The organism is Streptococcus mitis (assembly GCF_000722705.1).
In the GTDB taxonomy this organism is placed as follows: domain Bacteria; phylum Bacillota; class Bacilli; order Lactobacillales; family Streptococcaceae; genus Streptococcus; species Streptococcus mitis_P.
Map to the genome: position 1 here is coordinate 122,624 of NZ_JPFW01000008.1, position 19,929 is coordinate 142,552.

The following is a 19,929-nucleotide window of genomic DNA, read 5'->3' on the forward strand; positions in this document are numbered from 1 at the left end:
AGACGATGTTTATCTTTTTCACACAGTTCTTAGGGCATGTTCACTTCCGCGAACAATGTATCTTCTCCTTTCTATTCGTCGCCTCACAGAGCGACATTAAATAAATTCTCCGACGATTTTTTAGCGAAACGATACTTTTCGGTAAAAAATCTAGTGCAGGGAGTTTTTAGTTCGCCTGATAGCGACTAAAAGAAACGACCTGCCTTTCTATTCGTCGCCTCACAGAGCGACATTAAATAAGATACAAAGGACGAATAGAAAGCGATTGAATTTTAGGAAACCAAGGAAGGATTGACAATCCAAGTTGATTTCTCTAAATTCCGAACTTTCCGTCCGTGTTCAGTTACATAAATTCTCCGACGAGCTTTTACTCGTTCTTAGTTTGATTGTTTAAAAGCTTCCATCATCTCGATAAATTCATCAAAGAGGTAGCTTGCGTCGTGTGGACCAGGAGCTGCATCTGGATGGTATTGAACAGAAAAAGCAGGTTGGTATCTGTGACGCACACCTTCAACTGACTTGTCATTGATTTCTTCGTGGGTAATGATCAAGTGCTCTGGTAAATCCTCACGGCTAACTGCATAACCATGGTTTTGACTTGTAAAGTCTACACGGCCTGTAGCAATCTCACGTACCGCATGGTTAAATCCACGGTGTCCAAATTTCATCTTATAGGTCTTAGCACCATTTGCCATGGCAAAGAGTTGATGACCCATACAAATACCAAAGATTGGAATTTTTCCTTGCACACCGCGAATCATATCCAGTGCTTGTGGAACGTCTTCTGGGTTACCTGGACCATTTGACAACATAACTCCGTCAGGATTGAGATGGAGAATTTCTTCAGCCGTTGTCGAATAAGGAACAACCGTCACATTACAGTTGCGTTTAGAAAGTTCACGTAGAATTGAGTGCTTGAGACCAAAGTCCACTAGCACTACGCTTAAACCAACTCCTGGAGCTGGATAAGACGTTTTTGTAGAAACCTGCTTGATATTATCTGTCGGTAAGACTGTTGCTTGGAGCTGGTCTGTCACATGGTCCATACTGTCCCCAACATGGGTCAAGGTTGCACGCATGGTACCATGCTTACGGATAATCTTGGTAAGTGCACGCGTATCAATCCCTGAAATACCAGGAATTTTCTTGGCTTTCAAAAATTCATCTAGCGTCATTTGGTTGCGCCAGTTGCTTGCTCTACGCGCTTCTTCAAAAACAACGACTCCCTTACAAGTTGGAATAATGGATTCGTAATCATCACGGTTAATTCCATAATTTCCTACCAAAGGATAAGTAAAGGTCAAGATTTGTCCATTATAAGACTGGTCTGTAATGGATTCTTGATAACCAGTCATCCCTGTATTAAAGACGATTTCGCCTGTTACATCAATATCTGCTCCGAAGGCCTTGCCTTCAAAAACTGTGCCATCTTCTAATACTAGAAGTCTTTTTGTCATATTTTCACCTCTCGTGGACGCTCACTGGCGTCTTTTAACGTCTTGTGTTTTAGTTGGCGTTTCTACTCGCCAATACGGATTCTAAGATTGCCATTCGAACAAAGACACCATTGGTCATTTGTTGGACAATCCGTGATTTTGGTGCTTCAACCAAGTGATCTGCGATTTCCACATCACGATTGACTGGAGCTGGGTGCATGAGGATTGCTGTTTCTTTCAAACGGTCATAACGTTCTTGAGTCAAGCCATGTTGGACATGGTAGTCTTCTTTTGAAAAGACAGCTCCACTATCATGGCGTTCATGTTGCACACGGAGAAACATCATGACATCCACCTGATCAATGATTTCATCAATGGTTACAAACTGTCCATAGTCTGCAAACTCTTGACTTCTCCATTCCTCAGGTCCAGCAAAGTAAAGTTCAGCTCCCAAGCGTTTCAAAATCTGCATATTAGATTTGGCAACGCGTGAGTGGTCCAAGTCACCTGCAATAGCAACCTTGAGCCCCTCAAAGTGACCAAATTCCTCATAAATGGTCATCAAATCAAGCAAGCTCTGGCTAGGGTGTTGTCCTGACCCATCTCCACCATTGATGATGGAAGTCGTAATCGTCGGACTCGCAATTAACTCTCTGTAGTAGTCGACCTCTGGGTGACGAATCACACAGACATCCACTCCTAAGGCAGACAGAGTCAAGATAGTATCATAAAGTGTCTCACCCTTATTTACCGAGCTGGTCTTTACATCAAAGTCAAGTCGTTCCAGCCCCAGTTTAATCTCTGCTACTTCAAAGGACTTATGCGTCCGTGTGGAATCCTCAAAGAAAAGATTGGAAACAATCGGGTGGTTTTCATAGGGAAGCTGGGCTCCGTTTTTAAACTCAATTCCTCGCTTGATCAATTTCATCACTTGATCAACAGTGAGGTCTTCCATGGACACTACATGGTTCAGTGCTTGTTGATTTTCTGACATGGCTACTCCTTAGCTTTCTAAGCTTCTTCAGTAATCAGAACTCTGTCTTGGCCATCAAGTTCTGCCATCTCTACGATGATTTCTTCAGAACGACTGGTTGGGATATTTTTTCCAACGTAATCTGGACGGATTGGCAATTCTCTATGTCCACGATCGACTAAAACTGCTAAACTCACGCGCGCAGGACGACCATGACCTACAATATTATCAATAGCAGCACGGATGGTACGACCTGTATAGAGCACATCATCCACCAAGATAACCTCACGGCCTGTCACATCAACAGAAATCAAAGAAGTATCTTCTCCGCTTTTAACGTCATCACGGAAAGGTTTGGTGTCCAATTCCACAACTGGAACTGAAAGATTTTCTAGTTGCTCCAAACGTTCTTGGATACGGTGGGCGATAAAGACACCACGAGTTTTAATACCAGCCAAGACGATTTTGTTCAAATCTTTGTTACGTTCGATAATCTCATAAGTAATACGCGTAATCGCTCGTTTGACGGTCAATTCGTCTACAACTTCTTTTGTCTTCATGACAAACCTCCAAAAAGAAAAGTCTCCTTAAACAAGGAGACTTGAAATGTATAGCTAAGCGAGCCCTACTGCAAACAGTATAGACTTCACCCTTCTACTTTATCGTGCTCCTTGCCTGCCTCACGGGACAGGTTTAAAGGAATATTTAGTTATCAATTACTATAGCACAAAGCAAGACTAAAATCAAGCAAAAACTTTTGATCCCCATCTTATAAATTGCTAAAATCATATAACTGTGGGTACTGATCACACTCTGGATTTTTAGGATGGCAAATGGCTCTTCCAAAATAAATCATAGCCTGATGAGCTGCTAACCACTGCTCAGGTGGCAAGATATCCATGACCCGCTTTTCCACCTCAAGCGGTGTCGCTGATTTTTTGACGATATCGTGGTGTTTGCAAATACGCTCCACATGAGTATCCACTGCAAAAGCTGGGATCCCAAAGCCTACACTCATGACAACATTAGCTGTCTTGCGACCAACACCTGCTAGACTCTCTAATTCCTCACGTGTCTGAGGAACTTGACCATCAAAATCATCTAGTAACTGTTGAGCACATTTTTTAAGGAATTTAGCTTTATTCCGATACAGTCCTAGGCGAGAAATGTGTGAAGCAATCTCACTCTCTGTCGCTACAGACATGGCTTGTGGCGTTGGAAAGGTAGCAAAAAGACCTGGCGTGGCCTTATTTACCGCTGCATCTGTTGTTTGCGCTGAAAGCATGACTGCGACTAAGAGTTCAAAATGATTGGTAAAATCAAGACTAGGCTTGGCATCTGGGAAGAGGGCAATGATTTCTTCTAGCACCTTTCGTGCTCGTTTTTTTGACAAGACCATTATTCGTCTCCATCAAATAGTCCTTGTAAACCAGCAAAAGGACTGTTTTCTTCTTTCTTAACTGCTTGTTGAGCTTGGTATTCTTCCTCTGTCATGATTTGCCAGTCATTTCCTGAAACAAATCCTTGACCCGCCTCTTCTTCAGCTGTCAAGACCTTGATAGGGATATTGAGCAGGATATTGTCTGATACGCTCTCAGCAAGATCAAGTTCTCCATTTTCGATAGGCAAGACCAAATCATCATCTAGAACTTCTTGATCCAACTGGTTGGTTGCACCTTCCATGAAAACTTCTGTGACTGGATAAGATTCAGCTAACTCAACTGGCTCCATACTGCGACTTGAAGCAAGGACAATGGTGTAAGACAACTGGTAATCTAAGAAATACATACGGTCTTCGTATTGTACTTTCCCAACTGCAAGAATATCTTTCACATCTAAAATTTCTTGATTGCGTGCACGCAGGTCTGCAACTAGATCTAAAGTTTGTTCAAAATGCAAGCCTTCAGACTGCTTGCGAATCTCTTGAATATTTAATTTCATACTTCCTCCATAAAGATTTACTCTCTTGATTATACCATGAAAAGCCTACAAATCAGCCCACCAAACTTTGTAATTAAAATTCGAATTTTTTAACATACTTACTATGATATATTTTTTAGTGCTATACTATAGGTAAGAATACATGATAGCAAAGAGGATGCTCACATGAAAGACAAAGAACTCATTACTAATGCTTACCACACGGATTTTAGAGCTTAGAATTGTCAGTTTTCTGTTGACAAAATATCCTGAAAGGTATAGGATAGAAGTACTAATACTCGGAGGTAAGGGAGACATGAACAACTAAGTCTATCAAATAAAGAAACTTTATTTAGTAGATCTTGTTTTTGTCTCTTTTTGTGTGCTCTTTTATGCTCTTTTTCTGGCATTTTAATAGAGTTTTTTTGACATAGACTTTGGCTCTACTAGGTAAAGTAGAGTTTTTTGTTATGCACAATCGACATTCTAGAAAGGGCAATCATATGATAAACATCAATCATCTAACTATCACTCAAAACAAAGATTTACGGGATCTTGTATCCGACTTAAGCATGACTATCCAAGACGGAGAGAAGGTCGCTATTATTGGCGAAGAAGGAAATGGCAAATCAACCTTGCTTAAAATTTTAATGGGGGAAGCTTTGTCTGATTTCACTATCAAGGGAGACATTCAATCTGATTATCAATCAATAGCCTACATTCCTCAAAAACTCCCAGAGGACCTGAAAAAGAGAAGTTTACACGACTACTTCTTTTTGGATTCTACTGATTTAGACTACAGTATTCTTTATCGTTTGGCGGAGGAGTTGCATTTTGATAGTGATCGTTTTGCTAGCGAACAAGAAATTGGCAGTCTATCAGGGGGCGAAGCTTTGAAAATTCAGCTCATCCATGAGTTATCCAAACCCTTTGAGATTCTATTTTTAGATGAACCTTCAAATGACCTAGACCTTGAGACAGTTGATTGGCTAAAAAATCAGATTCAAAAGACCAGGCAAACTGTTATTTTCATTTCCCATGATGAAGACTTTCTTTCTCATACGGCAGATACTATTGTTCACTTGCGACTTGTCAAGCATCGTAAAGAAGCAGAAACGCTAGTAGAGCATTTAGATTATGATAGCTATAGCGACCAGAGAAAGGCTCATTTTGCCAGACAAAGCCAGCAAGCTGCTAACGACCAGAGAGCCTATGACAAAACCATGGAAAAACATCGCCGAGTCAAGCAAAATGTAGAAACTGCCCTTCGAGCTACCAAAGACAGTACTGCCGGTCGCCTATTGGCTAAAAAGATGAAAACCGTCCTCTCACAAGAAAAACGCTACGAAAGGGCAGCTCAGTCCATGACCCAAAAGCCACTTGAAGAGGAACAAATCCAACTTTTCTTTTCAGACATCCAACCATTACCGGCTTCTAAAGTCTTAATCCAACTGGAAAAGGAAAATTTGTCCATTGGCGAGCGCGTTTTATCTCAGGAGTTACAACTAACTGTCCGTGGCCAAGAAAAAATCGGTATCATCGGCCCAAATGGTGTTGGAAAATCAACTCTGTTAGCCAAATTGCAACAACTACTAAGTGCCAAAAGAGAAATTTCTCTTGGTTTTATGCCACAAGACTACCACAAGAAACTGCAATTGGATTTATCCCCAGTAGAATTTCTCAGCCAAACTGGACAAAAACAAGAACTGCAGAAAATCCAATCTCACCTAGCTAGTCTCAATTTCAGTTATCCAGAAATGCAGCATCAAATTCGCTCCTTATATGGCGGGCAACAGGGTAAACTCCTGCTTTTGGATTTAGTGCTGCGCAAACCAAACTTTCTCCTTCTGGATGAACCCACACGAAACTTTTCTCCAACTTCTCAACCTGAAATCAGAAAACTCTTTACCACTTATCCAGGCGGTCTCGTCACTGTTTCGCATGACAGGCGTTTCTTAAAAGAGGTCTGTTCGACTATCTATCGCTTGACAGAACACGGTTTAGAGGTCGTTGATCTACAAGATATATAAATCTTGAACATAGCAAGAATCCAGAGACGACCTCTGGATTCTTTTTACATCTGTTTTAAACGTTCGATCCGTTCTGAGATAGGTGGGTGGGTATAAAAGAGTTTTTGAAATCCTCCACCTTTCTTGGGATCATTGATATAAAGTGCACTGCTGGCATCATCGACATGGTGATGCATGGGCTCGCTATTGTCCAGTTTACGTAGAGCATTAATCATTCCTTGAGGATTGCGAGTCAACTCGACACTAGAAGCATCAGCTAGGAATTCCCTCTGACGAGAAATAGCTAGTTGCACCAAGGTTGCAGCGAGAGGTGCCAGCACAATAGCTAGTAGGGAAACCACGAGCATAATGATTTCTAAACCATTTCCATCTCGATCGTCGTCACTTCGTCTGCGACCTGCTCCACCCCACCACATCATACGACCAGCCATACTAGAAAGCAGGGTAATGGCACTGGCAAGGGCAACAGCAATAGTCGAAATACGGATATCGTAATTACGGATGTGACTGACTTCATGTCCCATAACAGCTTCTAGCTCCTCACGATTCATGATAGCTAGAAGACCTGAAGTCGCAGCAACCGCCGCATTTTGAGGATTAGAACCTGTCGCAAAGGCATTTAAGGCTGGATCATCAATGATGAAAACACGGGGCATAGGAATCTGAGCCACCATAGCCATATCTTCCACTACATGGTAGAGGTCTGGTGCCGTTTGTTCGTCAACCTCACGCGCCCCATTCATGGACATGACAATCTCAGTCGATTGAAAAATCATGGACAAGGCATAAATAAAGCCGATAATCAGTGCGATAACCAAACCACCAAGCCCAGACCGCATAAAGAGGTAACCAACTGCATAGCCAACCAGAGCTAAGAGTAGGAAAAATACCAGCAACAAAATCCAGGTTTTTCGTTTATTGCTTGCAATTTGATCAAACAACATCTTAGTCACCTAAACCGTTAAAATCAACCTTAGGAACTGCCTTTTCCTCTTCTGGTGTTTGAAGGAAATCTGCTGCTTTAAATCCAAACATTCCAGCGATAATATTGCTTGGGAAAGTTTCTAATTTTACATTGTAGTTGCTGACAACACTGTTGTAGAGTTGACGAGAGTAAGAAATTTTATTTTCTGTGTTTGTCAACTCTTCTTGCAATTTAACGAAGTTTGCACTAGCTTTCAAATCTGGATAGCTTTCTGCAACTGCAAAAATACCTGAAACCTGACGAGTGAGGGCATCACTAGCTTTCATAGCTTCTGCTGGTGAAGTCGCTGCAGCCACTTGGTTACGTAGTTCTGCCACCTTTTCAAGGGTAGAACCTTCATATTTGGCATAACCTTTTACAGTCTCAATCAAGTTTGGCAAGAGATCATTTCGACGTTTCAACTGAACATCAATTTGGCTCCAAGCCTCCTTTGTTTGCATACGATTCTTAACCAAACCGTTATAGCTAACAATCACAAAAATAACAACAAGAGCGATAACTCCAAGAATAATCCAAGTCATGATATAAGTCCTTTCTACTTTTAGATTAGTACCAGTATATCAAATTTTTAATGATTGTGGTAAAATAAGATGATACTAAAGAAGGAAAACACTATGAAACCAGAAACATTTTACAACTTGCTTGCCGAGCAGAATCTTCCACTTTCGGACCAGCAAAAAGAACAATTTGAACGTTATTTTGAACTCTTGGTCGAGTGGAATGAGAAGATTAATTTGACAGCTATTACGGACAAGGAAGAAGTTTATCTCAAACATTTTTACGATTCGATTGCACCCATTCTTCAAGGCTTGATTCCCAATGAAAATATCAAACTTCTTGATATTGGAGCTGGGGCAGGATTTCCTAGTCTACCAATGAAAATCCTCTATCCTCAGTTAGATGTAACTATCATTGATTCACTTAACAAGCGCATCAACTTTCTCCAACTGTTGGCTCAAGAACTGGATTTGGACGGTGTTCATTTCTACCATGGACGTGCAGAAGACTTTGCCCAAGACAAAAACTTCCGTGCTCAATATGATTTTGTAACAGCTCGTGCGGTTGCCCGTATGCAGGTCCTATCTGAATTGACAATTCCTTACCTTAAAGTTGGCGGAAAACTATTGGCACTCAAGGCTAGCAATGCGCCTGAGGAATTATTAGAAGCTAAGAATGCCCTCAACCTCCTTTTCAGTAAGGTCGAAGACAATCTCAGTTACGCCCTACCGAATGGAGATCCGCGTTACATGACAGTTGTAGAAAAGAAAAAAGAAACACCAAATAAATATCCACGTAAGGCTGGCATGCCCAACAAACGTCCGCTTTAATCTTTTTAGTAAAAAAATATTTACAAAGTTTGTAATTTTTGCTATACTATCACAAGCAAAGGTTTTTAATGTCATCCCGTGAGGTGACGAAGACGCAGAAATATTTAAAACTCTTTAAAGTCTAGATTTTAGAGAAGTCTTACTCTGAGGGCCTATTGCTGTAAAATAATGGGCTCTTTTTTGATGCCCAAAAGTGAGGTTTATATGAAACAAGAATCAACTGTTGATTTGTTACTAGACGTTGACCAACGTCCTTCAACTGGAAAAGGAATTCTCCTTAGCTTCCAACATGTTTTCGCCATGTTTGGTGCGACCATCTTGGTACCCTTGATTTTGGGAATGCCTGTATCTGTTGCCCTTTTTGCTTCAGGTGTTGGAACACTCATCTACATGATCGCAACTGGTTTTAGAGTTCCAGTTTATCTAGGATCATCATTCGCCTTTATCACAGCTATGTCCCTAGCTATGAAGGAACTAGGAGGGGATGTATCAGCTGCACAAACAGGAGTTATCCTTACAGGTTTTATCTATGTCCTTGTTGCTGCTGGTGTTCGTTTTGCAGGTACAAAATGGATTGATAAACTCTTGCCACCAATCATCATCGGTCCTATGATCATCGTTATCGGTCTTGGACTTGCAGGTTCAGCTGTTACTAACGCTGGTCTTGTAGCGGACGGAAATTGGAAAAATGCTCTTGTAGCGGTTGTTACTTTCTTGATTGCTGCCTTTATCAATACAAAAGGAAAAGGCTTCCTGCGAATCATTCCATTCCTCTTTGCCATTATCGGTGGTTACCTCTTCGCTCTAGCTCTTGGGCTAGTTGACTTTACACCAGTTCTAAAAACTGACTGGTTTGAAATTCCTGGTTTCTACTTTCCATTTAGCACAGGTGGTGCCTTTGAAGAATACAATCTTTACTTTGGTCCAGAAACCATCGCTATCTTGCCAATCGCTATCGTAACGATTTCTGAACATATCGGAGACCATACTGTTTTGGGTCAAATCTGTGGCCGTCAATTCTTGAAAGAACCAGGTCTTCACCGTACTCTTCTTGGTGACGGTATCGCAACTTCTGTTTCTGCCTTCCTTGGTGGACCAGCCAATACAACTTATGGAGAAAACACAGGGGTTATCGGTATGACTCGTATCGCTTCTGTCTCAGTTATCCGTAACGCTGCCTTCATCGCGATTGCCCTTAGCTTCCTTGGTAAATTCACTGCCTTGATTTCAACTATTCCAAACGCTGTACTTGGTGGTATGTCAATCCTTCTCTATGGAGTTATCGCCAGCAACGGTTTGAAGGTCTTGATTAAAGAACGTGTTGATTTCGCTCAAATGCGTAACCTAATCATCGCAAGTGCTATGTTGGTCCTTGGACTTGGAGGAGCTATCCTTAAACTTGGTCCAGTTACCCTTTCAGGAACTGCCCTATCAGCCATGACAGGAATCATCTTGAACTTAATCTTGCCATACGAAAATAAAGACTAATACTCTTCGAAAATCTCTTCAAACCACGTCAACGTCGCCTTGCCGTACTCAAGTACAGCCTGCGGCTAGTTTCCTAGTTTGCTCTTTGATTTTCATTGAGTATAAGAGTCTAAACATATCAAAAAACGAGCATTTCCAATTACGGAAGTGCTCATTTTCTTCTTTCCAAAAAAGGAAAGCCCTGTGGCCTTCCTTTGTCTTACTTACGTTTCTTCTTCGCTTTTTTCATTTTGTTGGCCATGCGTTTCATAGACTGTTTCATGGCAAATTCACCGATTTTACCTTTGAGTCCGCCACCAAACATCTGGCTCATATCTGGCATTCCTGCTCCTCCGAGAGCTGACAAGTCAGGCATACCACCTTGTCCCATCATTCCTTCAAGGGCAGACATATCCATTCCTCCCATATTTGGCATATTTTTAGGAAGGTTGTTTGGATTGATTCCCATCTGCTTCATCATCTTGTTCATATCGCCAGACATGACTCCCTGCATAAGCTGTTTGGACTGATTAAAGTCTTTGATGAATTTATTAACTTCGACAAAGGTATTTCCAGAACCTGCAGCGATACGACGGCGACGGCTTGGATTTAACAAATCTGGATTTTCACGCTCTTCAGGCGTCATAGAAGATACAATGGCACGTTTACGAGCAATCTGACGCTCATCCACCTTCATATTTTGTAGAGCTGGATTGTTGGCCATACCTGGAATCATCTTGAGCAAGTCTTCCATTGGCCCCATGTTTTGCACCTGATCCAACTGATCGATGAAATCATTGAAATCAAAGGTGTTTTCACGCATCTTCTCAGCCATTTCAAGGGCTTTTTGCTCATCGTATTCTTGAGAAGCTTTCTCAATCAAAGTGAGCATATCCCCCATACCAAGGATACGGCTAGACATACGGTCTGGGTGGAAGGTTTCAATGTCCGTAATCTTTTCACCTGTACCAGTAAACTTGATTGGTTTTCCTGTGATGTGACGAACAGATAGAGCCGCACCACCACGAGTATCACCATCAATCTTGGTAAGGATGACCCCAGTGACTTCTAACTGAGCATTGAACTCACGCGCAACATTGGCCGCTTCCTGACCAATCATAGCATCAACGACGAGTAAGATTTCATTTGGTTGAGCCAGTGTTTTCACGTCACGAAGCTCATTCATCAATAGCTCATCAATCTGCAAACGACCTGCCGTATCAATCAAGACATAGTCGTTGTGATTGGCTTGGGCTTGTTCCAAACCTTGACGTACAATCTCAACAGCTGGAACCTCTGTTCCAAGTGCAAAGACAGGAACATCAATCTGTTGCCCCAAGGTCTTAAGCTGGTCAATGGCAGCTGGACGATAGATATCCGCCGCAATCATCAACGGACGAGCATTTTCTTCTTTCTTGAGTTTGTTGGCCAATTTACCAGCAAAAGTTGTTTTACCAGCTCCCTGTAAACCGACCATCATGATAATGGTTGGAATCTTAGGTGACTTTATAATCTCCGCTGTGTCAGAACCTAAAACAGCTGTCAGTTCCTCATCAACGATTTTAATAATCTGTTGCGCTGGATTAAGGGTATCAATGACCTCATGGCCTACTGCACGTTCACGAACTTTCTTGATAAAGTCCTTCACGACAGGCAAGGCAACGTCGGCCTCAAGCAAGGCCAAGCGAATCTCTTTGGTTGCCTCTTGAACATCAGCTTCAGAGATTTTTCCCTTTTTACGTAGATTTTTAAAGACGTTCTGTAAACGTTCTGTTAAACTTTCAAATGCCATTTTTCTTCCTCTTATTCTCTATTATCAATGCTTGTTAAAATTTCTATCTGCTCCTGCAGAAAGTCATCCTTGGGATAGCGCTCCAAAATCTGGTCAAAAATCTGACTGCGGACAATGTAGTCCGAGTACATGTGCAATTTCATCTCATAATCTTCCAGAATCTTTTCTGTCCGCTTGATATTGTCATAGACAGCCTGACGACTGACACCGAACTCTTCAGCAATCTCAGCAAGGCTGTAATCATCAGCGTAGTAGAGCTCTATATAATTCATTTGCTTATCTGTCAACAGCGCTGCATAAAATTCAAAGAGCGCATTCATACGATTGGTTTTTTCGATTTCCATAACTTTTATTATACCAAAAATTAGCCTAATCTACCACACTAGAAAGCTAATCCAAGAAGATAGCTAGCTAAATTTGAAAAAGACAAGAGACTAGCCCCAAGTAATTTCCAATTGATAGCTGGCAAAGGGATGTCCCTCTTGATTTTGTAGTTGATAATCTAGTTCAATCTTTTGTCCATCAACTTGATAATGGCTCGTTTTGATGATAAACTCCTGCATGCCCATAGGTGTGGGAATATAGGCTAAACTATCGCTATTTTTTAGAAAGCGCATAATGGTCTTGGGATTGGAAAAACGGCTCATCACCAGTTCTTGACCATGGAATTTAATCACTACTTTTTCCTTTTCCTCATTATAGAAAAGCAGGTAGTTATAATCTCCTTTTTTATGCACTTCCACGTCATAAAGCTGGTCAATCACTTCCAACTGCTCATCAAACTGAATCGTATTTCGAATCCGAATCTTCACATCAAGTCCTCTTTCTTGTCTCTTGTCCTACTATTTTACCAAAAACTCTAGCTTTTTGCTATAATGGTCATATGAACGAAAAAGTATTCCGTGACCCAGTTCACAACTACATCCATGTTAATAATCAAATCATCTATGACTTGATCAATACAAAAGAATTTCAGCGTTTGCGTCGTATCAAGCAACTGGGGACTTCCAGTTATACCTTCCACGGTGGAGAACACAGTCGCTTCTCTCACTGTCTAGGAGTCTATGAGATTGCACGACGTATCACGGAGATTTTTGAAGAAAAATATCCAGAAGAATGGAATCCTGCCGAATCCCTCCTCACCATGACCGCTGCGCTCCTTCATGACCTTGGTCATGGTGCCTACTCCCATACTTTTGAACATCTCTTTGATACAGACCATGAAGCCATTACTCAGGAGATTATCCAAAGTCCTGAAACGGAGATTCACCAAGTCCTGCTACAAGTTGCTCCAGACTTTCCAGAAAAAGTGGCCAGTGTCATCAACCACACCTATCCTAACAAGCAGGTCGTGCAACTCATTTCCAGTCAAATAGATGCAGACCGCATGGACTATCTCTTGCGCGACTCCTATTTTACTGGGGCATCTTATGGGGAATTTGACCTGACTCGCATCCTCCGAGTCATTCGTCCTATCAAAAATGGGATTGCCTTTCAGCGAAATGGTATGCACGCCATCGAAGACTACGTCCTCAGTCGTTACCAGATGTACATGCAGGTTTATTTTCACCCTGCAACACGGGCCATGGAAGTTCTCCTACAGAATCTTCTCAAGCGCGCCAAGGAACTCTATCCTGAGGACAAAGACTTCTTTGCACGAACTTCCCCACACCTCCTACCTTTCTTCGAAAAAAATGTGACCTTGTCTGACTATCTGGCTCTGGATGATGGTGTGATGAATACTTACTTCCAGCTCTGGATGACCAGTCCTGACAAGATTCTAGCAGACTTATCGCAACGCTTTGTCAACCGTAAGGTCTTTAAATCCATTACCTTTTCACAAGAGGATCAAGACCAACTCGCCAGCATGAGAAAATTGGTTGAGGACATCGGCTTTGATCCCGACTACTATACTGCTATTCATAAGAACTTTGACCTCCCTTATGATATCTATCGTCCCGAATCTGAAAATCCACGGACACAGATTGAGATTTTACAAAAAAATGGAGAACTGGCCGAACTCTCTAGCCTGTCTCCTATCGTCCAATCCCTTGCTGGTAGTCGTCACGGAGATAATCGTTTTTATTTCCCGAAAGAAATGTTAGACCAAAACAGTATCTTTGCTAGCATTACCCAGCAATTTTTACACTTGATTGAGAACGATCATTTTACCCAAAATAAAAACTAGAAGAGGAATTTTATGAGTATTAAACTAATCGCCGTCGATATTGACGGAACCCTAGTCAACAGCCAAAAGGAAATCACCCCTGAAGTCTTTTCTGCCATCCAAGATGCCAAAGAAGCTGGTGTCAAAGTCGTGATTGCAACTGGACGCCCTATCGCAGGTGTTGCCAAACTTCTAGACGACTTGCAGTTGAGAGATGAAGGTGACTATGTCGTGACCTTCAACGGTGCCCTTGTCCAAGAAACTGCTACAGGACAGGAGATTATCAGCGAATCCTTGACCTATGAGGATTATCTGGATATGGAATTCCTCAGTCGCAAGCTCGGTGTCCACATGCACGCCATTACCAAGGACGGTATCTACACTGCCAATCGCAATATCGGAAAATACACAGTTCACGAATCAACCCTCGTCAGCATGCCCATCTTCTACCGCACTCCTGAAGAAATGGCTGACAAAGAAATTGTCAAATGTATGTTTATCGATGAACCAGAAATCCTCGATGCTGCCATTGAAAAAATACCAGCAGAATTTTATGAACGCTACTCTATCAACAAATCTGCTCCTTTCTACCTCGAACTCCTTAAAAAGAATGTAGATAAGGGTTCAGCCATTACTCACCTAGCTGAAAAACTAGGATTGACCAAAGATGAAACCATGGCAATCGGTGACGAAGAAAATGACCGTGCCATGCTGGAAGTCGTTGGTAACCCTGTTGTTATGGAAAATGGAAATCCAGAAATCAAAAAAATCGCCAAATACATCACTAAAACAAATGACGAATCCGGCGTTGCCCATGCCATCCGCACATGGGTACTGTAAAATAATTTGAATATAGAAAAAGCACTCCAGAAGTTAGAGATACTGTACTGACCCCAAAAGTTAGACAGAAAATCTTACTTTTGGGGTGCAGTTTAAGAATCAGTATTTTTTGTCTCTAGTTCTATCCCCTAAATAATTATTAAATTTGAAAAAGGTAGTACATTATGTAAAACCTTTTTCATTTTTTATTTTACTACGAATTAATATTATTTTTTCTAATGATAATTAATCCACTAATCTTCCTTTATAAATATTGCAGTTCTTTTCTTAGTTAGCTTTTTTCATAACTCTTTATAAGAATAACCAATAAACTACTTAATAATCCCAAAATAACTAGACTTAATCTCGGGTTTAAAAGCCAATTAAAATAAGCTGCCAAAATCCCTCCAAAAGGTGCAAAAATGGTATCCTTCTTATTCAAAAAAGTAGAAAGAAGAGTTACTGCTATCAAACTACCAAATCCAGCAATTGAGTAAACAATTCCAACAAGACTATTTGATAATTTCAATTACGTCCATTTTTTTCTCTCATTAATTGGACATAGCCCTTTGTTTCTATTTTTGAATTTAAAAACGAGAACTCTCCGCACATTTTATCATAAAAATTACTATAATCTTCTTTTGAAAAATCTCCTAAAATCTCTATCTCAAGATAAAACCCAAGACCATCAATCTTATCTAGATTAATCGTTTTATTTTCTAATTCATCATGATAAGTCTTTCTATGTTTACTTATTGTGAAAATATTTGAAAATCCATCTTGCAAGATATTTCTTACAAATTCTAATTTTTCAGATTCTAACTCTATTTCACTTTCACTCCACATTCCTTGTTTTATCGTATCTTTTCTTGTGAAAACACATGCTTTATTATCAGCTTCTTGACGAATTCTGTAGATAAAGCTACCTACCTCATCATTTTCAAATTCTCTTCCTTTTATTTTAAAATATTCATCAACTTGCTTATTTTCACTCTTAAATTTATAAGATTTTTCTAAATATGAAATAGCATTATTATAATCTCTCTCATCGTTGAGTTCAAATCTAACTTCTAATTCATTCATTAATTTTACCTCTCAATTCTTCAAAGGCTGAAGTCTCTTTACATTCACTCAGTCTATAGTAAGTTTCTGTAGATGTTTTATGGACAAAAAGCCTAATATTTTTTGCACTCATTTTAGCACTTCAATATAATAATGTCAAGAATTTTAATAATGTTTTTTATTAAATACATATTTGTATCTTTTTGGATTAAAAAAACGATGCTTAATTGAACATCGTCTTTACTATTCTGTTAGATCTGCAATATAATGCTCGATTTTAAGAGCCATTGACATATTGCCCTCAAGCTTATACAGGAAATAAGTCGTTTCAAAGTACTCTTTTACTGCAACTTTAGAAGAAAAATTCTTACTGACATTTCCCATCAATACATACAAGATATGTTGTTCTATACGTCTTACATTGCTTTATCGTATCTGTGATTTTAGTAATAGCCTCTTCAGTATTATTCTGCAACCATAGATAGCGACAAACATTATAATTAAATTTAATAGAAAGGTTTAATTCTTCGATTGTGTTTAACTTGAGTTGATTTACTTGATACTCTAACTTTTCTCGAATTTCATTAAAACTCTCTAAATCTTCAATATCATAATAAAAATTAAATAGAGTATTTGAAACTTGAAGGTAGATCAGGTCAGTTACATTTAACTGAGACAGTACCTTCTCCAATCTTGCCACAGCCTCCTCTTTTTGCCCATAGAAATAAAAATCTATAAGAGATTTTATCCACTCCATATAAAATTTATTTACTAGAGACAAGCGATGTACCTTTACACTCTCTAATTCATATATATATTTCAAAGACTCATAATTTCGATTTGTGATAAATGTCTGGGCTAAGTTTTTAAACTCTGATAACTCATCAATCTCTTCTACAATCTGCTCATTAAAAAATAATCTATACTAACTTTTAACTTCTTCGACAAAGCATATAAAAAGTCGGCTCCTGGAGTAAATTCTCCATTCTCTAATCGACTAATCTGTCCCTGTTTACATATCCCCTCAGCCAATTCTCGCTGAGACATTTTTAATTCTTTTCGTCTATTTTTTAATCTTGTTGCTAATAGTGTGCCCACGTTTGCATTTTCCTTTTCTATTCGATTTCAATTGTAACATGATTAAATTTTAAATACAAATTAATAAACCAAAAGATACAAATTATAGATAAATAATGGCTAGGTATGTTATTTTTGAAAACCTATCCCTTCTTCTTTTGAAATTTTCTTACTCAAACGATTGATAAAACTATTAACGTTAAATGTACTAGATGTTAAACTATCACGTTTAGATTTTGCTATTGATAGATTTAACAGACCAGAAATAGTCTTTTACAACATATCAAATTCAGGGGAATAATAACGATTTTCCTCATTTTTTACGCTCTCTAGTTCATAACAATCAATTCATCTTGTAACAAACCTTAGCCCAAAAAATCCACACCAAATCTTTTCGAAAGCTGTTTAAAGCTTTGTACTTGCTTTCTGAATTCATAAATCTGAACCTTACCTCATTTGTCCAATTCCATAATAAAAATAAGGACATTCTAACAAAGGAAGTCCTTATTTTTTAACGAATAGATGTCAAAGTTACTTTGCTGATCCGCTTTATCTGTGCTCATTGATCAAAATATAACTTTTGCTCAAAATTTGGTCAAAAAAGACAAAAAATACTAAATTATTTTTAAAAATGAACTTGTGATAATTGCCTTCAAATAAACATTTTGAATTTTCTTTGTCTTTCTTTACATTTCTAAAAATGCCCCCTGCAGGAATCGAACCTGCAACTACTCCTTAGGAGGGAGTTGTTATATCCATTGAACTAAGGGAGCTAGATAAAAACTCTGCTGAAGAAGCAGAGTTTTTTAGTCGAATTAACGACGGATTTCTTTGATACGAGCTGCTTTACCTTGAAGAGCACGCAAGTAGTACAATTTCGCACGACGTACTTTACCGTAACGAACAACTTCGATTTTTTCAACACGTGGAGTGTGGATTGGGAAGATACGCTCAACACCTACACCATTAGAGATTTTACGAACTGTGTAGTTTTCTGAGATGCCAGCACCTTTACGTGCGATAACAACACCTTCAAAAATCTGGATACGTTCACGGTTACCTTCGACAACTTTCGCGTGTACACGAACAGTGTCACCAGGACGGAATGATGGGATATCTGTACGAAGTTGACCTTCAGTCAAGCTTTGGATTAATGGATTCATTTTATTCTCCTATCTTTGTCAATCTTGAGGAATCTTCCTCAGCGGATAAACTGTATTTTTGTGCGTCCATTACACACAAGATACAGTTTACCAAATTTTCACAAAAAAGTAAAGAAATTTATAACAGAATTCCTAAAAAAATCGCAACCAAACCACCTAGGTAGGTCAAAGCCAGATAAGAATAACATACCTTCCTATCGCTCAGCAACCTTTGGAGTTCGTCATTCAAGGTCGAAAAAGTTGTCAAACCTCCACAAAATCCTGTCGCCAGAATAGCATAGACTTCCTTAGACTCCACATAATTGTAGAATAATCCAATCAAAAAACAACCCAACAGATTGGCTATGAGCGTTCCAACTGGCAATTTAGAAGCTTGATTATAGCGGGAAAAGAAATACCGTACTAAGGCTCCAAGCCCACAAGCAATTGCAAGATAGATGATTACCATTTCTTCCTCCCCAAATAGTAAGCCAAGAGCAGACCTCCACCGATACTCAAAAGCAAATACAGGACCAAACTAAGATAACGCCCTGTATCAAACAGTTTTACAGCATCAAGCATGAGACTAGAAAAGGTTGTTAAACCTCCGCAAAAACCCGTCCCCAGTGCTAAAACCAAGCCCTTACTAGTCCCCTTATAGACCAGGTAGCCTTTTACCAAATAAACCAAGCAGAAAATGCCCAGATAGTTGACAAAGAGAGTGCCCCAAGGAAAATCTGGACTGGCTGGTAACCAAGTGGAAACTAGATAGCGGACAAGTCCGCCCACCATGGCAGCTAGAAAAATTCCTATCGGATAAAATTGTTCTTTTTTCATTTGATATTCTTATCCTGATAATCACGCGAACGTTTGAGTATGTCAGCAAAAGTCGCGACAATAGTTTCTTGATAGCGCTTGTCCTCTACACGACTTCTAACCTTTTCAAAAATAACTTCTTCTCTCTTGGTATCTAAAATCGGTTTACCTGAAGCTTTCTTATAGGCAACTACACCCTCAACCAAATGCATTCGTTCTTCTAACAGTTTGACAATTTGGTCGTCGATTTGATCAATTTCTTGACGAATAATATCTAAATCCATACAGTCTCCTCCTTTATTTGAATTATTGTATCAAAAAGCCACCAAATAGGCTAGTAAAATCCCAACTCACAATAAAAAAATGCACTGATTGATTACATCAGCGCACGTTTATGCTTATCCTACTTTAGCAGCCAATTCTTCTGCGAATTGTTCCAAGCGTTCAATGTCTTCTTCCTCAGCAGAAAGATCAACTTTAACACACTCTGAACCTTTTTCTGCTCCTGTCGCTACAAAAACGCGGTCAAAGTCATCGACAGCCTTACAGAATTCATCGTAGAAGGTATCTCCTGAACCAACCACTCCGTAGATTTTGCCATTCAAGTTGAGGTCTGCTAAGTCTTCGTAGAAGTCCATCATCTCATCTGGCAATTCTCCATCACCATAAGTATAGGTCGCAACGATAGCGATGTCTGCTTCCAAGAAGTCTGAAGCGTCAACAGTTGTACATTCATCAACATCGACATCCAAGCCCAAGTCACGTAATTTATCTGCTACAATATCTGCAATTTCTTCGGTATTACCGGTCATACTGGCAAATACAATTTTTGCTAATGCCATATCGTCCTCCTCAATTTATCTTTCTCCATTATATCACATCTTTTTCATTTTAAAAATAAAAATTCTTGTGCTA

The 19,929-nt window shown here is 39.7% G+C and carries 22 protein-coding genes, 1 tRNA gene and 1 pseudogene; 5 read left to right on the forward strand and 19 right to left on the reverse strand.

What is annotated here, in order from left to right:
* Positions 1-377: 377 nt before the first annotated feature.
* From SK642_RS05735 to SK642_RS05755, 5 genes are all read right to left on the reverse strand, one after another.
* Positions 378-1,457 (reverse strand): carbamoyl phosphate synthase small subunit, encoded by a 1,080-nt coding sequence (locus SK642_RS05735; RefSeq protein WP_000166853.1) that lies wholly within the window; start codon positions 1,455-1,457, stop codon positions 378-380.
* A 49-nt stretch (positions 1,458-1,506) separates the two neighbouring features.
* On the reverse strand, positions 1,507-2,430 hold the full coding sequence (locus tag SK642_RS05740) for an aspartate carbamoyltransferase catalytic subunit (RefSeq protein ID WP_033683794.1): 924 nt from the start codon (positions 2,428-2,430) through the stop codon (positions 1,507-1,509).
* A gap of 17 nt (positions 2,431-2,447) precedes the next feature.
* On the reverse strand, positions 2,448-2,969 hold the full coding sequence (gene pyrR / locus SK642_RS05745) for a bifunctional pyr operon transcriptional regulator/uracil phosphoribosyltransferase PyrR (protein ID WP_033681983.1): 522 nt from the start codon (positions 2,967-2,969) through the stop codon (positions 2,448-2,450).
* A gap of 209 nt (positions 2,970-3,178) precedes the next feature.
* Positions 3,179-3,808, reverse strand: a complete 630-nt coding sequence (nth, locus tag SK642_RS05750; RefSeq protein ID WP_033683795.1) for an endonuclease III — start codon at positions 3,806-3,808, stop codon at positions 3,179-3,181.
* Complete coding sequence (locus SK642_RS05755) at positions 3,808-4,350, reverse strand: YceD family protein (RefSeq protein WP_033683796.1); 543 nt, start codon at positions 4,348-4,350, stop codon at positions 3,808-3,810. The genes nth and SK642_RS05755 overlap by 1 nt, the downstream gene beginning before the upstream one ends.
* Before the next feature lie 449 nt (positions 4,351-4,799).
* Here SK642_RS05755 and SK642_RS05760 point away from each other — a divergent pair, with 449 nt between their 5' ends.
* Positions 4,800-6,359 carry an ATP-binding cassette domain-containing protein gene (locus SK642_RS05760; RefSeq protein ID WP_033683797.1) on the forward strand — a complete coding sequence of 520 codons (1,560 nt, stop codon included), beginning with the start codon at positions 4,800-4,802 and terminating at the stop codon, positions 6,357-6,359.
* A gap of 44 nt (positions 6,360-6,403) precedes the next feature.
* Here the strand turns inward: SK642_RS05760 and htpX are convergent, their stop codons facing one another.
* Together htpX and SK642_RS05770 are read right to left on the reverse strand one after the other, a co-directional pair.
* Positions 6,404-7,303: a zinc metalloprotease HtpX gene (htpX, locus tag SK642_RS05765; protein ID WP_033683798.1), complete on the reverse strand. Its 900-nt coding sequence runs from the start codon at positions 7,301-7,303 to the stop codon at positions 6,404-6,406.
* A 1-nt stretch (position 7,304) separates the two neighbouring features.
* Positions 7,305-7,865: a LemA family protein gene (locus SK642_RS05770; RefSeq protein WP_033683799.1), complete on the reverse strand. Its 561-nt coding sequence runs from the start codon at positions 7,863-7,865 to the stop codon at positions 7,305-7,307.
* Positions 7,866-7,958: 93 nt separating this feature from the next.
* Here SK642_RS05770 and rsmG point away from each other — a divergent pair, with 93 nt between their 5' ends.
* Together rsmG and SK642_RS05780 are read left to right on the forward strand one after the other, a co-directional pair.
* Positions 7,959-8,672, forward strand: a complete 714-nt coding sequence (rsmG, locus tag SK642_RS05775) for a 16S rRNA (guanine(527)-N(7))-methyltransferase RsmG (protein WP_033683800.1) — start codon at positions 7,959-7,961, stop codon at positions 8,670-8,672.
* Positions 8,673-8,876: 204 nt separating this feature from the next.
* Positions 8,877-10,160 carry a uracil-xanthine permease family protein gene (locus SK642_RS05780; RefSeq protein WP_033684238.1) on the forward strand — a complete coding sequence of 428 codons (1,284 nt, stop codon included), beginning with the start codon at positions 8,877-8,879 and terminating at the stop codon, positions 10,158-10,160.
* Positions 10,161-10,359: 199 nt separating this feature from the next.
* On the opposite strand, the gene ffh is transcribed toward SK642_RS05780, so the two are convergent.
* The 3 genes from ffh to SK642_RS05795 all read right to left on the reverse strand — a co-directional run bounded on the left by ffh (position 10,360) and on the right by SK642_RS05795 (position 12,743).
* On the reverse strand, positions 10,360-11,931 hold the full coding sequence (gene ffh / locus SK642_RS05785) for a signal recognition particle protein (protein ID WP_033683801.1): 1,572 nt from the start codon (positions 11,929-11,931) through the stop codon (positions 10,360-10,362).
* Between the two features lie 11 nt (positions 11,932-11,942).
* A complete protein-coding gene (locus tag SK642_RS05790; protein WP_000402066.1) occupies positions 11,943-12,275 on the reverse strand; it encodes a putative DNA-binding protein in 333 nt (110 codons plus the stop codon).
* Positions 12,276-12,365: 90 nt separating this feature from the next.
* Positions 12,366-12,743, reverse strand: coding sequence for a DUF1934 domain-containing protein (locus SK642_RS05795; protein ID WP_033683802.1), 378 nt, complete (start codon positions 12,741-12,743; stop codon positions 12,366-12,368).
* 71 nt (positions 12,744-12,814) lie between these two features.
* Between SK642_RS05795 and SK642_RS05800 the strand changes: the two genes are divergently transcribed.
* Positions 12,815-14,119, forward strand: coding sequence for an HD domain-containing protein (locus SK642_RS05800; RefSeq protein ID WP_033683803.1), 1,305 nt, complete (start codon positions 12,815-12,817; stop codon positions 14,117-14,119).
* Between the two features lie 12 nt (positions 14,120-14,131).
* Positions 14,132-14,938, forward strand: a complete 807-nt coding sequence (gene yidA, locus SK642_RS05805; RefSeq protein WP_033683804.1) for a sugar-phosphatase — start codon at positions 14,132-14,134, stop codon at positions 14,936-14,938.
* Between the two features lie 271 nt (positions 14,939-15,209).
* Here the strand turns inward: yidA and SK642_RS05810 are convergent, their stop codons facing one another.
* The 9 genes and pseudogenes from SK642_RS05810 to SK642_RS05855 form a co-directional block, all read right to left on the reverse strand.
* A complete protein-coding gene (locus SK642_RS05810; RefSeq protein ID WP_033683806.1) occupies positions 15,210-15,446 on the reverse strand; it encodes a hypothetical protein in 237 nt (78 codons plus the stop codon).
* On the reverse strand, positions 15,443-16,000 hold the full coding sequence (locus SK642_RS05815) for a CYTH domain-containing protein (RefSeq protein ID WP_033683808.1): 558 nt from the start codon (positions 15,998-16,000) through the stop codon (positions 15,443-15,445). Before SK642_RS05815 ends, SK642_RS05810 begins: the two co-directional genes overlap by 4 nt.
* A 222-nt stretch (positions 16,001-16,222) precedes the next feature.
* Positions 16,223-17,077: pseudogene (locus SK642_RS05820) on the reverse strand (helix-turn-helix domain-containing protein).
* A 680-nt stretch (positions 17,078-17,757) separates the two neighbouring features.
* Positions 17,758-17,829, reverse strand: a tRNA-Arg gene (locus tag SK642_RS05830).
* 42 nt (positions 17,830-17,871) lie between these two features.
* A complete protein-coding gene (rplS, locus tag SK642_RS05835) occupies positions 17,872-18,219 on the reverse strand; it encodes a 50S ribosomal protein L19 (RefSeq protein ID WP_001068669.1) in 348 nt (115 codons plus the stop codon).
* Positions 18,220-18,337: 118 nt separating this feature from the next.
* Entirely contained in the window at positions 18,338-18,667 is a 330-nt protein-coding gene (gene crcB / locus SK642_RS05840; RefSeq protein WP_033683809.1) for a fluoride efflux transporter CrcB, read from the reverse strand.
* Positions 18,661-19,035 carry a fluoride efflux transporter CrcB gene (crcB, locus tag SK642_RS05845; protein WP_033683810.1) on the reverse strand — a complete coding sequence of 125 codons (375 nt, stop codon included), beginning with the start codon at positions 19,033-19,035 and terminating at the stop codon, positions 18,661-18,663. Before crcB (SK642_RS05845) ends, crcB (SK642_RS05840) begins: the two co-directional genes overlap by 7 nt.
* Positions 19,032-19,298, reverse strand: coding sequence for a chorismate mutase (locus SK642_RS05850; RefSeq protein WP_033683811.1), 267 nt, complete (start codon positions 19,296-19,298; stop codon positions 19,032-19,034). Before SK642_RS05850 ends, crcB (SK642_RS05845) begins: the two co-directional genes overlap by 4 nt.
* 114 nt (positions 19,299-19,412) lie before the next feature.
* Complete coding sequence (locus SK642_RS05855; protein WP_001162125.1) at positions 19,413-19,856, reverse strand: flavodoxin; 444 nt, start codon at positions 19,854-19,856, stop codon at positions 19,413-19,415.
* Between the last annotated feature and the right edge of the window lie 73 nt (positions 19,857-19,929).